This is a genomic window from Moorena sp. SIO4G3 (assembly GCF_010692305.1).
Classification (GTDB): Bacteria; Cyanobacteriota; Cyanobacteriia; order Cyanobacteriales; family Coleofasciculaceae; genus Moorena; species Moorena producens_A.
Genome location: NZ_JAAHIG010000198.1, coordinates 1 through 16,386, shown reverse-complemented (window position 1 = coordinate 16,386; position 16,386 = coordinate 1). Strand labels below are relative to the sequence as shown.

Below are 16,386 nucleotides of genomic sequence, written 5' to 3'. Positions count from 1 at the left end.
AACATTAGTACTATTTTCCAGTAGAGCAAGCAATTACCCATGAGGGGGCTATAGATAATGTACAAATATTCATCCAGGACTAGCTCCCCTGATGACCTATTACCTATTACCTTCCCCTCCTGGGAGGGGTTAGGGGTGGGTTCCCATTACCTATTACCTTAGTACAAATGTTCGGCAAAAGTGACATGCTCCCCACAGCCCCTCCCCATTCGCGACGGCATCAAGACAGTGAAATTGGATATTTTGTGAGTTGTAGCTAATTGTAAAATTTCTGTTTACTAATTGTGAAAACTATGTCTAGTCTTTATAAATAAAATCTCTCGGTAGATAGTTTTTTTTGCTATACTTTTTAAGTATGATTTACTTGTATAAAGTCTGGTTGTAACGCTTTTATATAAGCTGACAAGGATAGCATCTTGAAATCATCATATTGCTTACTTGTCTACTTGTGGCGTTCGCTTTATTATACAACTGTAGTATAAAGTACAAATGCTACTGGAAAGTATATTATACAATTATACAAAAACTATTATCAAAAAACTGATAAATTTTATTTATATTTATCTGGGTTGCAACAAGCGCCCCAAAGTACTTGCTAGATATAGATTTAAGGTTAAAATGGATACCAAATTATCTATACATATACAAAAAAAACATAGTTTTAATTACTCATAAATTACCTGATTAGTTAGTCTAAGTTTATTAAAATTTATTGGACTAAGTTTGTAAATTAATTCACAAACAAAATTTATACCCATAATTCTTATATCGTATCTGTAACTTATTCATAAATTTTACCCGATGAAAACTGTTTCGATAATTATCCCAGTATACGGCGTTGAAAAGTATATTGCTACCGCAGTAAAGTCGGTTATAAACCAGACTTATAAAAACTTTGAAGTGTTGATAATAGACGATGATTCTCCCGATAAAAGTGTCAATATTTGTCGAAAATTTTCCGATAATAGAATTAACATTATTCACCAAACTAATCGGGGACTTGCTGGAGCGCGAAATACAGGAATTCGCCATGCAAAAGGAGATTATTTAGCGTTTTTAGATGGAGACGACTTGTGGTTACCTCAGAAACTGGAAAGACATATGGAACACTTAGAAAAATTCCCAGATGTCGGCATTAGTTTTAGCCGTTCTGCTTTGATTGATGAAGCTGGAAATTTTATGGGTGCCTATCTAATGCCTAAGCTCACTAATATTACTATATCTGATTTGTTTCGAGAGAGTCCGATCGGGAACGGTTCGGCTGCTGTAGTTCGTCGAGAAGTCTTTGACACAATTAAGTATCAGGATAATCTTTACGGCTCTACAGAAAATTATTACTTTGATGAAAACTTCCGTCGTGCTGAAGATCTTGAATGTTGGCTTCGCATCGCTATTCAAACTGACTGGAAAATTGAGGGAATACCTGAAGCATTAACCCTCTATCGAATTAATACACAAGGGTTGTCAGCTAATCTCTTCAAGCAGTTAGAGTCCTTGGAACAAATGATTGAAAAGACCCGTTCCTATGCTCCCACACTGACCAGCCGATGGGAAAACATTTCTAGGGCTTACCAATTGCGGTACTTGGCTAGGAGTGCGGTTCGTCTTAAAGTAGCTTCAGATGCTGTGACACTTATACATCGATCATTATCCAATCACTGGCGTATCCTACTAGAACAGCCACGGCGAACAATCTTAACCTTAATAGCCGCTTATATGCTTTGGTTATTACCGAAGTCTTTATATGCTCAAATTGAATTGCTTGTCTCTAGGCTGCTCAACAATGTTAAAAAACAGCCTCTTGTCCAAAACTAGTACCGCTCGCGGAATTAAAAATTAAAAATTAAAAATTAAACCTTAAAAAAGCTTATAGAATAAGCTGATTATATAAGAGGTTATCGGGTTTGGAATCGTATCTTTATTGACCTTGTGCTTCCTAGCATGGTTAACTAATTTCAAGGTTTGAGTCTACTATGAAGAAAGTATCGGTAATTATTCCAGTATATAAAGTTAAAAACTACATAGCCGCCACAGTAGAATCTGTGCTCGTCCAAACCTATAAAAATTTTGAGCTGCTACTGATTGATGATGGTTCTCCTGACAACAGTATCGAAATATGTCAACAAATTAACGATCCGAGAATTAAAGTTATTCGTCAGGATAATCAAGGAGTATCAGCGGCTAGAAACACTGGCATTCGCCATGCTGAAGGAGAGTATATCGCTTTCTTAGATGGAGATGACCTCTGGGTTCCAGAAAAGCTAGAAAAGCATGTTTTGCATCTAGAAATATCACCCCATGTAGGAGTCAGTTTTAGCTATTCTGCGTTAATTGATGAAACAGGAACTCCGTTAGGAATCTATCAAATAGCCAAAACTAAAGATATAACTACAGATTATATCATGTGTCGTAATCCCATTGGGAATGGTTCAACACCAGTGATTCGGCGAGAAGTGTTTGAAGCAATTCGATACCGAGAGCCTCAGGCTACGGAGGATGCTTATTTTGATACTCAATTGCACAATATCGAAGACGTGGAATGTTGGCTGCGCATGGCGATTAAAACTGATTGGTACATGGAAGGTTTGCCAGAGCCGCTGACTTTATATCGTATTCATTCACAAGGGCATTCAGCTAGTATACTCAAGCATATAAATTCTCTAGAAAAGGTGATTGAGAAAACACGTGCCTATGCTCCAGAGGTAATTGCTGAATGTGAAAAGCCAGCCCGCGCCTATTATTTACGGTTTGCTGCTCGACGTGCCCTCAGCATCAACGAAGGGTTGATGGCAACAGAATTGTTTAATAAGGCTTTAGGGACTTACTGGCGTATTTTGCTAGAGGAACCGCTTCGTACTCTGTTGACCGGGGCTGCTGCTTATTTGCTCCGACTTTTACCTAAAACTATTTACCAGCAAATGGAAGCTGTGGCTTTAAAAACGACAGGAGCTTCACAAAAGCGCCGAATTTATCAGGAGCAAGCTTAATAGTTGATAGGGTGCTTTACAAACACTTTGTAAAGCTTTTATAAAACTTTGTAAATAAAACTGCTCAACCCTGATTAGTTTCTGCTATAAACTAAAAGCTAAGGTTTATAAGCGGTTAAAAAATGAATCTACCTTTAACCATAAAAACTCACCTCAAAGAGTTTTTAATTGGCACACCGTTTGAGTCTGCGGCAAGAAGTATTGTTGATTTGATCAAGCCTCCTAGCCAAAAGATCCTGACCAGCAGGAAAGATGATACCTATGTCTATCAGATTATGAAGCGGATTTTAGACAAATCCTCAAACTGTATCGATGTGGGTGGCAACATGGGGACTGTGTTGACAAAAATATGCCAACTGGCTCCCCTCGGTCATCATTATGCTTTTGAGCCGCTCCCTCGGCTGGCTACTCGGCTGCAAAAACGGTTCCCAAAGGTTGATGTTAGGCAAATTGCCTTGAGTGATTTAGAGGGAGAAACCACCTTCTGGCATGTTGTTGATGCCCCAGCACTCAGTGGTCTAAAACAAAGAGACTACAGCTATTGGGGCTATAACAATGCTACAACAGAATCCATTGCCATCAAAACTCACAAACTTGATGACATCCTTCAACCTGACTTCAAAGTTAATTTGATTAAGGTAGATGCAGAAGGAGCAGATTTTCAGGTTTTCAAAGGTGCTATCCGAACCTTAAAAACCCACAAGCCTTACCTAGTCTTTGAATTTGGTCGTAGTGCCATGATTGATTATAAAATAACCCCAGCTATGATGTATGATTTGCTAGTCAACCAGTGTGGTTTGAATATTTTTAAACTTAACAGTTGGCTAGAGGGGTTAGCTCCACTCAGTGAGCCTGAATTTACCACAATCTGTGAAGAAGACTCTGCTTGGAATTTCTTTGCTACGCCTTAGGGGTAGCTAGAACACACAGGAGCATTCTGTAAGACGAATGAAAAAACTGGGCAACAAATCCTATAAATCCCTAGAAATAGTTATAAATAGTAGGGTGGGTTATTAAAGTACTCTACTAGTAGAGTTACTGGGGAAGTCTTGTCCTAGTTGCTGATCTATTATTTCTGTCAAGAACCTGGGAGTAGTGCAACCCCACGCATAGAATCCGGGGGCTTGTAACCTCAATACTTGACCAGCTTAAGTCCTAAGCGGACTCCGTTGTCAGTAAGTGTTCAAGTTCCTACCTTGGGATGCGTCGCTAGTTCCAAGCTCTAGAACCAAATTGTTAAACATCTGTATCAGGTTAAGGGAGTGCAATTTGGATAGTACCGACTGACAACATTAGCGTTCGCGGCAGCGTGTGCGAAGCACGAGCGCGAACTTAACCCTAGAAATAGGAGTAAACGTAATTATGCGCGTATTTGTACTCGACAAAAACAAAAAACCATTAGACCCTTGTCAGCCTGCTAGAGCCAGAATTCTACTCAAACAGGGGAAAGCAAGAGTTCTAAAAAGATACCCGTTCACAATCATTATGCCAGAATTGGAGGTCAAAAACTGTGTAACCCACGAACATCAACTCAAAATAGACCCCGGTGCTAAGACTACGGGCTTAGCCATTGTCCAGGATAATAAAGTTGTTTGGGGAGCTGAACTAACTCACAGGGGTTTTCAAATCAGAGATGCTCTAATCTCTCGTAGGCGGTTAAGGCGTTCTAGGCGTAACCGGAAAACTCGTTACCGTCAGCCTAGATTTTTGAATCGAAAACGCTCAGTTGGCTGGCTAGCTCCTAGTTTAATGTCACGAGTTCACAATATCTTGACTTGGACTAAAAAGTTAAGTAGATTATGCCCAATTGTTGGTATTTCTCAGGAGTTAGTCCGTTTTGACACTCAAAAAATGGAAAATCCCGAAATATCTGGTGTCGAGTATCAGCAAGGCACATTGTACGGGTATGAACTACGGGAGTATCTACTTGAAAAATGGCACCGCCAATGTGCTTACTGTGGAGCAGCTAACACTCCTCTAGAAATAGAGCATATCAAGCCATTAGCTAGGGGAGGCTCTAACCGAGTCTGTAACTTAGCTATTGCTTGTCACAAATGTAATCAGACGAAAGGAGTTCAGGAAATCGAACAATTTTTGTCTGGCAAACCTAGTGTCTTAAAGCGAGTTTTGGCTCAGGCGAAAAAGCCTTTAGCTAATGCAGCAGCGGTTAACTCAACCAGATGGAAATTATACAATCACCTTAAGTCAACTGGTTTACCGATTGAGACCGGTAGTGGTGGATTAACTAAGTATAATCGTTGCCGTCAAAATCTCCCTAAAACCCATTGGTTGGATGCCGCTAATGTCGGTAAAGTTGATAACTTGTACATCGAAAGCTATCAACCATTATTGATTACAGCTAAAGGACATGGAACTCGTCAGATGTGTCGAACGAATAAGTTTGGTTTCCCGACTCGTTATGTCCCCAGGTACAAAGAAGTTAAAGGTTTTCAAACCGGAGATATTGTAAAAGCCATTGTAACCAAAGGTAAGAAAATAGGAACCTATACAGGCAGAGTAGCTACTCGCCAAACCGGCTCATTTAATATCTCTACAAAACCTGGACTGGTTCAAGGAATTAGTCACAAATATTGCAGCGTTATACACCGGAAAGATGGATACTATTATAGTTTATAATTCCCAGGAAACTCTGTCAAACTGCTGTTTATGTAAGGGGAGCGACTCCTTCCCATGCATGAATGACAGGGGTTTCCGTCGCTCCCCTTACCAACCCCTATTTTTTTGATGATTGACTGGCTTGCGATCGCACTCAGGGTGCTTTTAGGCTTATTTATTTTTGCGATTGGTCTAACCCTTGCTAAGTGGATTCCCAATCACCGGATTCGAGCTATTACCCAACCAAACCGTTGGTTTAGGCAAAGGGTTACTCTAGGACTGATGATCCTGACTAGTTTGATGATGCTGGGGTCAATTGTATTGGTCACTGATATCGTTAAGGTAAATTCAGGACACGCTGAGGTAGTTAACTCTCGGAAATACCAGAACAACATCCGCCTCGGAACAACTAATGTAGCGATCGGAGGTGGTGGTTATGTCACTGGTGTTTACCTCCATCCACTGGAAAAAGACTTAGTTTATATTCGGACTGATGTGGGTGGCTTCTATCGTTGGGATGAGGGGAAGCAACGTTGGATTCCCCTGACAGAACACTTTCCCTTCTCTGATAGAAACTACTATGGAGGAGAAGCACTGGCTGTTGATCCCAATGATCCAACGATTGTCTATATTGCGGCTGGAAAATATCCCTGGGCTGAACCGGGAGCACTATTTAAATCTACCGATAAAGGACAAACTTGGACAAAGTTGAACCTAGAGCTCAAGATGGGGGCTAACCACAAGAAAAAATGGCTAGGAGAGAGACTAGCTGTTGATCCGTTCAATTCCAATATTATCCTCTTCGGCTCTAGAGAAGATGGACTCTGGAAATCATCGGATGCTGGTGCTACCTGGGAAAACGTCACCTCTTTTGCAGGTAAACCAGATAACAAAATTGGTATTACAGCTATTGTCTTTGATAAACAGGTACCGGGCTTAGTGTATGCTTCTCCCTATGGAGATGGCATCTACAAATCTACTGACTCTGGGGTCAGCTGGACTCAGGTAGCTGGTAGCCCAAAAACAGTCAATCGCATGGCTGTGGGAAAAAATAATATCCTCTACGTCACCAGTACCAGTAATCCTGGAGTCCACAAGTATGGCAATGGTGTCTGGAAAACCATGAAACCAGGGGGATCTAATCGCATTTTTGGTACGCTCAGTGTGAATCCTGCTAATCCTGAGGATATCTTAGTTGCCCTAAACCGCACACAAAAAACCAAATTCTACCGTTCCCTAGATGGCGGCACTACCTGGAAACAGCAGCAGTCTTCTGCTAACAACACTATTCCCTGGTGGCAGAAGAGGTATTTTGCTAATCATATGGCAGATATGGAGTTTGACCCGAAAGTACCGGGAAGAGTTTGGTTTACGGATTGGTACGGTGTATGGCGGACAGATGATCTTAATGCTAATCCCGTTGTTTGGACTAACTATGCCGCCGGACATGAGGAAGTGGTTCCGTTTACTCTGGTTTCACCACCCCGTGGTCCGATACTGGTAAGTGGGGTGGCGGATGTGGATGGTTTCTACCATAACCAAGGGTTAGATACTTACCCGTCTCAACGACTTGGTCTGGGGGAACCTGGTAAGTCATTCCAAGATACCTATAGTATTGCTTACTGTGAAACTAAACCCTTGCAGATGGTTCGGGTTGGTGGTTACCGCTGGAATTCAACCTATACTGGAGCTACTTCCACCGATGGTGGTCTGACATGGCAAGAGTTTGCCTCATTTCCAGACAATACGATGCCGATGCGGGTGGCTATGTCTGCTACTAACCCCAATTTATTTGTTGTGACAGTTAGTCAAGGTCAGCCGTTGCGCACTAAGGATGGAGGGATGACCTGGCAAAACGTTTCAGGATTACCCAATGGTCCGGGTGGTCCATGGAATTGGTCTCAATCTTTAGCGGCAGACCCTGTAGATGGCAACAGGTTTTATTACTATGCTAAAGGCAAAGTCTATCGTTCCAATGACGGCGGCTCATCCTTTCAAATTGTGAATGATTCACTGCGGAATGAAGGTTGGCATTCCCTGAAAACGGTGCCAGGGGTTAAGGGTGAAATTTGGCTGAGTCTAGACCGCAAGGGTTTCTATCGCTCTACCGATGGCGGTCAGTCATTCCTTAAGCTACCTTCAGTAACCAGAGCTCACCTATTTGCTTTTGGTAAAGCACCCCAGGGCAGCGACACTCCAGCACTATATATTTATGGAAATATTGATGGAAATCTTCCCAATGTCGAGAATGGGGTTAGGAATCGGGAAGTTAGTGAGACTTCAGGAAGCTCAGCCAAAACCCGTGCCCAAGAACCAGGAATATTCCAGTCTCTTGACATGGGACGCACATGGACACGGATGGGCGATCGCTCTCGACCAATTGGCAATAGACCTGGTGTGATGGAGGCGAGTAAGCAGGAGTTCGGACTTGTTTTTATTGGTACCAATGGTAGGGGAATATACTACGGATCACAATAGGGTTAATTTTGATGAATTGTTTAAGATCTTTATAAAATTTTCCTTGTAATTAGGGTAACCCCTATTGAATAGGGAATACACTAAATAACTGACTTGTTTCGTGTTAATCAGGGAATCAAACGATGGCAATCCTGCAATTTTTAATCATTAGCGCCATTTGTATGGTGTTAATCAAGTTTGTTGCCTCTTGGTTTGGGTATGGCAACATACCGATACTGAATAAATTAGTAACAATTATTCTCAGCGTCTTCGTGACCTTTGAAATTGTTCAGCTGGTGCAAGCTATAATCGTCAAATTTGGTTGAGGGCTGTTCGCCCTTGGCGTTCCCGTAGGGTCGGTTGAGGGAGGGTTGAAGGTTGAAGGTTAAAGGTTGAAGGTTAAAGGTTGAAGGTTAAAGGTTGAAAGTTTAAAGCTTAAGGTTGAAGGTTATCCGGTTGAGGGTTGTTCGCCTTTGGCGTTCCCGTAGGGTAGGTTGAAGGTTGAGGGGTTACGGTTGACCTTCAATAAGATGCGGACGCTTAACTTATCAATAAGTTACTAAAGTTAAAAGTTTACTATAGCTTTTATCTCACTTATGAGGTACAGTCAATTTTCTTCCCCCTACTCCCTACTCCCTACTCCCTACTCCCTACTCCCTGTATTCGCCAATAGTTTCTAGAAGTGTCTGAAGTATCAAATAGGCTGACGTAGCACCAGGGTCTTGATGTCCAGCACTGCGCTCCCCTAAATAACTGGCTCGTCCCTTCTTGGCCACCAAGGGAATAGTATTTTTCATCCCTTCTTCTGCTGAGTTGACAGCCTGTTGCAAGGCTTCTAGCATACTGTCTCCTTTATCTACAGCTTGTGCGAAGGCATTGGCTGCGGGTGATAGAGCATCTAACATGGTCTTATCTCCCAACTTGGCTTTGCCTCGCTGGACGACCCCCTCCACTGCTGCTTGGAATAGTTTGACCATATCCTCTTCTGTCAGTTCTTGCTTTCCTGCTACTGCTGCACTTGAGCGCAAGAATAGAGTGCCATAAAGTGGTCCACTGGCACCTCCCACAGTGGAAATTAGAGTCATGCTCACGGTTTTGAGAATACTGCCAATGTCTTTATCTGCGACTTTAGGAAGCTGAGTGATTACCTTTTGAAAGCCACGATTCATATTGATACCGTGGTCAGCATCACCAATAGCAGCATCAAGTTCGGTTAGATAGTCCTTGTTTTGTTCGAGTACAGTAGCGACTGCTTGTAACCACTGTAGAATTTGATGTTTAGTTACCGTTACCATAGTCGCAGAGTGGGTCAGGGGGTCAGAGCCTCAGGGTAGCAATGAGCAATGAGCAATGAGCAATTAGCTAAGGTTTACAATACTGATGCTCCCCGATATGATACCAATCATAGTCCCCAACGTAGGGCTGGTGTCTTGACTGGTGCATCCCAGAATTTAATCAGCTCATCGTTCATTTTGAGTAGGGTAATCGAGCAGCCTTGCATTTCTAGAGAGGTAATATAAGGACCAATCAGACTACGCACGATTTCCAGTCCCTTTTGTTCACAGATTTGGGCTAATTTGCGATAGACAATGTATAGTTCCGACAGGGGAGTACCACCCATGCTATTCACGAATGCCAGAATGCGATCGCTTTTCTGGAAAGGGGGGTCAGTTATTTCCAACTCTGTCCATTCTGCTTTATCTTCATCCCACTCTCGCACTGTGCGGCTATAGGCAGAATCTTCAATAATCGATAGCGCTAGCATTTCAGTTATCTCATCTGCTGATTTGAGGGACATTCGTTTTCTTCCTGGTTCCCCGTGAATGCCAATCCCAAATTCTATTTCCCCTTCCCCCAAGTCAAACATGGGACTCCCCTTAGCAGGAGGGGTGCAGGATGTCAAGGCCATCCCCATGCTGCGTCCATTACCATTAACCAGGCGACAGAGATTAGCCAGTTGTTTGAGGTCATAACCAGCAGCAGCGGCAGCGCCACAGATTTTCTCGGCTAATAATGTTGTGCCTACCCCCCGCCTGCCTTGAGTATAGAGGCTATCTTTTACCGCTACATCATCATCAATTAGGATATTGAGGACTCGGATGCCTTCTGAGATAGCTAATTCCGCAGCTAACTCAAAATTCATGACGTCACCACTATAGTTTTTGACAATATTAAGAACCCCTGCACCACTGTTGACTATTTTGGCAGCTTCTAGCATTTGGTCGGGGGTGGGAGAGGTAAACACTTCACCGGGACAGGCCGCATCTAACATTCCGGCACCCACAAAGCCCCCGTGCAAGGGTTCATGACCACTACCACCACCGGAAATAATGGCTACTTTGTTTGATATGGGAGCATCAGCGCGGTAGATAAAGGGGGGGTCAAGATTAATTTTGAGCAGGTCAGGATGGGCTACAGCCATGCCTTCTAGGCTTTCTCTGACAACATTATCGGGATGGTTTATTAATTTTTTCATGATTGATATCAGTGGTAATGGGTAATGGGTAATTGGTAATGGGTAATGGGTAATTGGTGATCCCATTAACCATTACCTAGGCTTTACAATACCGATGCTACCGAACTTGATATCAGTTGGACTCCGGTATAGTTTTCCCCATCGTCCCATCCCTTGCCCCTACTTCCCCCTTGACCAATATTTCCATCTCCCCTAAGAGATACTCTTAAACCGTCATAAATCGGGATCAACCCGTACAATACGGTCAAGGTGCAATTTATTGTTGCCCAAGTGAGAAGTGGTTAAGCGGCAATTGGAGTTAAGCCTTCCGGAGACGAAACCTTAGAATAAGGCAGCCTTAATCATAAAGTTTTAACCCTTTTACCCATAGCCGACAAACCATAAAGGCTGCCTTATTCTTACGGTAACTTCTAACCACTTGTCTGTTTAGGCGACCCTGGCATCTCGACCAGGAGTTGCTTGAAAGCCTTAGTTTTCGTATGCTTAGGGTCAAGCCAACCTAGCTCAACCCCATCATCCAATCCAAGTCCCATGCCTTCCGGAGACGAAACCTTAGAATAAGGCAGCCTTAATCATAAAGTTTTAAACCTTTTACCCATAGCCGACAAACCATAAAGGCTGCCTTATTCTGACGGTAACTTCTAACCAAGAAACGCGCGGTACGACGCAATAATACTGCCTGAACCTCGGTCTTATTCATGTATTTCCCGATCTCCTTGTCGGTACCGCGAGCAAGGATGTTTTTGGCAGCATTATGGTCAGCCTGCAACACGACCCCATCAAATCCGGTAAAATTGTCCCCAGTCCTTTTCCCCAATAGGGTGCCATTCCTGGAGTCAATTTGCGACGTGTAACTAGGCTGAACTTCTGTAACAACTGAGCCAGTCCAATTAGCCCATTTTTGTAAAGAGTCCCGCATTGCTCCTTTCATCCAACTGTTAAGTTTACGGGACACGGCTTTGGACTGACGCTTACCTTTGATTGGCTGTGTTAAATCTTCTGCGAAAACTCTTAGAGCTTCTCCATTAAAAAGAGACTTAGAAGCTGCTCCTATTATCGCCGTCAGTTCACCTTGGTTTTGCCTGTAACGGCGATTTTCTGTTTTTCTAGTTAGATTATTTTCTAATATTCGAGCTGATTTTGCTGGATCTATTTTTTCTAGTTTTCTGTGAAGCGCCCAAAGTTTCCCTCTGTTGCGGTTTTTGGCACATATACGATGGCCAAAAGGCCACGCTACGCGAACAGACTTCCTGGTAGCTGTCTTTCCTAGTTTTTTCCCGTGAGCCTGACCCTCTGAGTCATAGAAAGCCTCAGTGTAACCCTTGTCTACTCCTATACTCCGACGTTCAGATTTAATTTCTACAGTTCCATGATCTACTAGAAAGTGAACTTCAAATCTTGGCAAGTCTTGGTTATAGATTAATCTAATCTGTCCTTTGATTTTTCGATTAGATCTGACAAGTATCCTATTTCTCTTCCCTCTCTTCAACCCAGCTAGTTCCAGCTGCCAAGTATTCCGCGAAAGTCTTTTACATTTGTAGCCAACTTGCTGATAAACTATCTGATTTTTAACCCAAGAATGACCTCTTTGAAATTCTTTTCTAACGAGTCTGTGCAGTAAAGAATTGTCCAGAAATGCTGAGGTCTTAAGTTGCGTGACATATTCCTTGCGTTTATTTTGATTTTCTTTTCCTGGAAATCTTTTGTAAATCTTGTTAGTAACCGAATCTTTACAAGCTGCTTGGCTCGCTGTAATAGCCTTACCTACATCATTAACAGTCCAGTCCATCAATTTTGCAGGTAATTCCAGAGTATCTGGAGTCCTAAAACTCTTTACTTCTGGAATGGCTTTTTTCCAGTCAAGGTTCCAGTAGTTGATGCTTCCCAGTTTGTTGTAAGACTCAGATCTGACAATGCCCAACTTTTTCATTGTAGACAGCAACTCTGTCTCAACCGACGCGGTCATACCCACTACTGGGACGATTTGAGTCGATATTTTTTTAGTTGCTCCTACTTTCTTGGCCATTGCTGCTGTCTGAATCTTATACTTTAATCTTACTCTAGTACTAGAGTATTGTCAATGTCGGTTTTATACCATTAAATACCGTATTATCCCTATTTAATGGGGTTTGATTGCATGACTGAGGCAGTATTTGTTTGATTTGATGGTCAGTGTCAAAATCGAGAATCTGTGCTATCGGTGTCTGAGGTAGGTTTGGTTTGGTTGATTGGGTCTGGCAAGTAGTTGCTGCAGAAACTAACTCGGTCGTTTTCATTTGATGTTTAATTATATAGCAATTCTTATTTCGGTGAGGTACAAATTTTGGGTTTTAGGGAACAGGGAATCGGGAATCGGGAACAGGGAATCGGGAATCGGAACCCACCCCTAACCCCTCCCAGGAGGGGAACGGGAATCGGGAATCGGGAATCGGGAATCGGGAATCGGGAATCGGGAATCGGGAGCAGGGAAAAAGGCGTTGCTGATTCTCAGTATGGTTTCGCCCCCCTAGCCCCCCAATTCTGGGGGGAAAAACTCTCAAGCGATGCAGCGCGGTCTTGGGGGTTTCCCCCATGAGCGACTGCATCAAGACAAGTCCCCCAGAATTGATACCGTTGGCGAAATTAATATTTGTTTACACAAGAGTAGCAGATGGGTAACTTTAAGTTCATGCTCCCCCAGAATTGGGGGTTGGGGGGCTATAAAGACTGCTGTCTTCAGGCTGATATTACTAAATGTTTTTTTCGCCAGCAGTATCAGAATTGGGGGACCAACGGGGGCTTTAATAAAACCAGATAATCCCGCATTCATTCCTTAATTCAGCAACGCCGGGAAAAAATCCTGTTTACCTGATAGGTATTAGAAGCACCATAATCTGATCTGAGGATAATTACCCTTCATAAAAATCACCCCATCACCCCATCACCCCATCACCCCATCACCCCATCTCCCCATCTCCCCATCTCCCCATCTCCCCATCTCCCCATCTCCCCATCTCCCCATCTCCCCACACTGTCACCTTGTCACCTTGTCACCTTGTCAGGATAGGGTTTTAGTGGGATCGTTCTCGCTTAGATACTGATAAAGTCTCCAGCATCAATCACACTAGCATCCACCCCAAGCACAGACGCTAAGACTTCATCAGTGCTATCAACCTGGATTACAGTACCGTTATCACCTTGGACAATTTCCAGTTGCTCAAAGCTCAGACCATCTAAAATAAATTGATCGATGCCATCAGAGTAGTCCAGGATGGTATCTTCACCATCACCAGCTCTCAAGACAAACAAATCACGACCGAAACCACCTTCAAGGGTATCATCCCCTTGGCCACCATCGAGGATATCCCGACCGCTACCGCCAAAGAGTAAATCATTATCATTGCCACCAAACAGCAGGTCTCGACCAGAACCACCTCTGAGAGTATCACGGCCATCATTACCCAACAGAATATCGTTACCACTGAAACCTAAGAAGACATTATCACCTTGACCACCGAAGAGAATCTCAATGGATATATTCACTGGTGGAAGGGTTACTGGTGGAGTAACTGGTGGAGTAACTGGTGGAGTAACTCCTGGAGTATCACTTTCAAAAGCACCAATATCAGCGACACCACCCTGTACTCGATCAAATCCAGCACCTCGTTGGTCAGTATTCAAGTTATTAGGATCGCTGCCAGCATTGATGGCAGGGCTACCAGGAAGAAGTGCTAGGGTCTCAGTAGGACCACCATTGTTTTGTAATGGACCGAGGAGTGGATCAATGGGATTAGCGGTGGTTCCAACTAAATCACCATTCATCCCATTAGTAAAGCCGGTTCCACCATCACCATTTCCAATCAGGTTGTTGCCACCACTGGTGAAAGACCCGCTAATATCATTATTATTATTATTGGCAATGATGGTGCTAGCGATATCACTACTGCCGACGTTAAAGATGGAGATACCGCCGACGTCACTGTCGTTATTGGCAATGGTGCTGTTAGCGATCTCAACACTGTCGGAGCTTGTGACGAGGATACCGCCGAAGCCGAGAACACCGGCGACGTTATTGGCAATGGTGCTGTTAGCGATCTCAACACTGCCGCCGTCGAAGACCCTGATGCCGCCAGCGCTGTTGAATGCGGCGGCGGCGTTATTATTGGCAATGGTGCTGTTAGCGATCTCAACACTGCCGCCGTTGACGAAGATACCGCCGGCACCGAAATCACCGCCGACGTTATTGGTAATGGTGCTGTTGTTGATAGTTAGTATTTCAGTACTAAAGATACCACCAACAACGTTATCTTGCCCTCCAGTAATGGTCAAGCCATCAATCAACACGGTTTGATCAGTGGTTGCATCTCCATCATCGACCGTAAAGACACGGGATTGATTGTTACCACTTACAGTGATAGCACCATTACCTTGGATGCTCAGACTACTGGTAATCTCCAGTGCCCCATTAGTGGGGATAAGGGTAATTGTTCCATTGAGGTTGGGATCAAATTCAATTATATCGTCCCCTGCGGTATTATTGGCTGCCTCAATGGCTTCTCGCAGAGAAGTAGTGCCATTACTATTATCATTTTCATCATCTAAGGTGGTAACTATTAAATTTGCCATATATTTCTCCTGGTATTTTTTTTAGGAAATTAATTCCTGTATTCAAGGGACTTGACTAGCTCACTGTAAAATTCCACAAACAAAATTAATTAAGCGATCACCCTAAGGGATTTTACTGAGCTAGTTATCAAAATAGTTTATCAAAAGGTACCAAGATTTATCCCCTAAAACTCCTAGATTAATCAAAGCTTTAATTAGCTTAAAATAAAAATTATACTGGGTTTAAATTCGGTTAAATATAAAAGGGAATAGGGAAGAAAGAAGAGGGAACAGGGAATAGGGAATAGGGAATAGGGAAGAAAGAAGAGGGAACAGGGCAAAAAGTCTGTGTACCTCATTAGGCTAAAAAATGATATAGCATTTTCATTTGAGATGTAAACTGAGAAGGTCTTATTTGATTTTCTTAAAAAACGATGGAGCTCTTGCCCCTATTGCCTATTGCTAGCATGCCTATTGCCTTTTTCGACAATCTCTGATTTTACAACTCGTTTGAAAACGCTTAAGCTGATAGCTGATAGCTGAACGCGCACGCGTGCGCGTAGCGCTTAAGCTGATAGCTTAGCTAATCACTATCGACCAAAACAGTAACCGCTGCAACAGCAATCAGCATGTCATCATTTTTATCATTAAGTTCTGGAATCGCCCTGCCTTGAACTACCATGCCACCGGACTCAAGGGATAGAGTTTTCTGACCAAATGGGAGTACAGCCAGTACTTCATCTTCTCGGACTTGCTCTGGGTAAGGCACGGCGACTTGAACTTCAACAATCATTTGATTGGGATGCTCTAAACCAGCTACTTCCCAAACACCAGGTAAGGCATTGTGAGCAATAGCGTTGCGTACAGCTCTTGCTGCTGCTACGGTTGGGTCTTGACCGTGTTGGTCTACTCCCATTCCCATTTCAATAATTAAGCGTTTACGAACCATGGCGATTATATTCAATGCGCAACCGTTGAATTGGGTCATCCTCTGATTCTGGGATAGTATCACGATGAATTTCGACTAAGCCCAATTCCTGAAAGTAAGCTAGTTCTGTATCTGACAACGGCCAAGGGGGACCATCCGGTTCAGTGTCGCTATCCCGAAATCGAGTGATCACTAGGAGGGTTCCCCCTGGGGGATACTCTTGAACCGTCATTAATCGGTACAAAACCGGATAATACGGTCAAGGTGCATTCTATTGTTGTCCGAGTGAGGAGTGGTCATACAGCAATTGGAGTTGAGCCTTCCGGAGACGAAACCTT

The 16,386-nt window shown here is 43.2% G+C and carries 16 protein-coding genes; 6 read left to right on the top strand and 10 right to left on the bottom strand.

Annotated elements, in window-relative coordinates; all coding sequences use genetic code 11:
• Nucleotides 1-801: 801 nt before the first annotated feature.
• The 6 genes from F6J99_RS27700 to F6J99_RS27675 all read left to right on the top strand — a co-directional run bounded on the left by F6J99_RS27700 (nt 802) and on the right by F6J99_RS27675 (nt 8,386).
• Nucleotides 802-1,815 carry a glycosyltransferase family 2 protein gene (locus tag F6J99_RS27700; RefSeq protein WP_293117353.1) on the top strand — a complete coding sequence of 338 codons (1,014 nt, stop codon included), beginning with the start codon at nt 802-804 and terminating at the stop codon, nt 1,813-1,815.
• Nucleotides 1,816-1,973: 158 nt separating this feature from the next.
• On the top strand, nt 1,974-2,987 hold the full coding sequence (locus tag F6J99_RS27695; RefSeq protein WP_293117350.1) for a glycosyltransferase family 2 protein: 1,014 nt from the start codon (nt 1,974-1,976) through the stop codon (nt 2,985-2,987).
• Between the two features lie 122 nt (nt 2,988-3,109).
• A complete protein-coding gene (locus F6J99_RS27690) occupies nt 3,110-3,898 on the top strand; it encodes an FkbM family methyltransferase (protein ID WP_293117347.1) in 789 nt (262 codons plus the stop codon).
• A gap of 451 nt (nt 3,899-4,349) precedes the next feature.
• A complete protein-coding gene (gene iscB, locus F6J99_RS27685; protein ID WP_293117345.1) occupies nt 4,350-5,624 on the top strand; it encodes an RNA-guided endonuclease IscB in 1,275 nt (424 codons plus the stop codon).
• Nucleotides 5,625-5,732: 108 nt separating this feature from the next.
• Nucleotides 5,733-8,081: a hypothetical protein gene (locus F6J99_RS27680; protein WP_293117342.1), complete on the top strand. Its 2,349-nt coding sequence runs from the start codon at nt 5,733-5,735 to the stop codon at nt 8,079-8,081.
• Between the two features lie 122 nt (nt 8,082-8,203).
• Nucleotides 8,204-8,386 carry a hypothetical protein gene (locus F6J99_RS27675; RefSeq protein ID WP_070390589.1) on the top strand — a complete coding sequence of 61 codons (183 nt, stop codon included), beginning with the start codon at nt 8,204-8,206 and terminating at the stop codon, nt 8,384-8,386.
• 324 nt (nt 8,387-8,710) lie between these two features.
• Here F6J99_RS27675 and dhaL read toward each other — a convergent pair whose 3' ends face one another.
• The 10 genes from dhaL to F6J99_RS27625 form a co-directional block, all read right to left on the bottom strand.
• Nucleotides 8,711-9,355 (bottom strand): dihydroxyacetone kinase subunit DhaL, encoded by a 645-nt coding sequence (gene dhaL, locus F6J99_RS27670; protein ID WP_293117339.1) that lies wholly within the window; start codon nt 9,353-9,355, stop codon nt 8,711-8,713.
• 107 nt (nt 9,356-9,462) lie between these two features.
• Nucleotides 9,463-10,536, bottom strand: a complete 1,074-nt coding sequence (gene dhaK, locus F6J99_RS27665; RefSeq protein WP_293117336.1) for a dihydroxyacetone kinase subunit DhaK — start codon at nt 10,534-10,536, stop codon at nt 9,463-9,465.
• An 83-nt stretch (nt 10,537-10,619) separates the two neighbouring features.
• A complete protein-coding gene (locus F6J99_RS27660) occupies nt 10,620-10,784 on the bottom strand; it encodes a hypothetical protein (protein WP_293117333.1) in 165 nt (54 codons plus the stop codon).
• Between the two features lie 320 nt (nt 10,785-11,104).
• Nucleotides 11,105-12,562, bottom strand: a complete 1,458-nt coding sequence (locus F6J99_RS27655; protein ID WP_293117330.1) for a zinc ribbon domain-containing protein — start codon at nt 12,560-12,562, stop codon at nt 11,105-11,107.
• Between the two features lie 40 nt (nt 12,563-12,602).
• Nucleotides 12,603-12,812: a hypothetical protein gene (locus F6J99_RS27650; protein ID WP_293117328.1), complete on the bottom strand. Its 210-nt coding sequence runs from the start codon at nt 12,810-12,812 to the stop codon at nt 12,603-12,605.
• A gap of 54 nt (nt 12,813-12,866) precedes the next feature.
• The gene (locus F6J99_RS27645) at nt 12,867-13,109 is read right to left on the bottom strand and encodes a hypothetical protein (protein ID WP_293117325.1); all 243 of its coding nucleotides are present in this window, start codon (nt 13,107-13,109) and stop codon (nt 12,867-12,869) included.
• A gap of 496 nt (nt 13,110-13,605) precedes the next feature.
• Entirely contained in the window at nt 13,606-15,141 is a 1,536-nt protein-coding gene (locus F6J99_RS27640; protein WP_293117322.1) for a choice-of-anchor Q domain-containing protein, read from the bottom strand.
• Between the two features lie 194 nt (nt 15,142-15,335).
• Complete coding sequence (locus F6J99_RS27635) at nt 15,336-15,479, bottom strand: hypothetical protein (protein ID WP_293117319.1); 144 nt, start codon at nt 15,477-15,479, stop codon at nt 15,336-15,338.
• Nucleotides 15,480-15,703: 224 nt separating this feature from the next.
• Nucleotides 15,704-16,069, bottom strand: coding sequence for a Lin0512 family protein (locus F6J99_RS27630; protein WP_293091003.1), 366 nt, complete (start codon nt 16,067-16,069; stop codon nt 15,704-15,706).
• Complete coding sequence (locus F6J99_RS27625; protein WP_293117316.1) at nt 16,059-16,292, bottom strand: hypothetical protein; 234 nt, start codon at nt 16,290-16,292, stop codon at nt 16,059-16,061. Before F6J99_RS27625 ends, F6J99_RS27630 begins: the two co-directional genes overlap by 11 nt.
• Between the last annotated feature and the right edge of the window lie 94 nt (nt 16,293-16,386).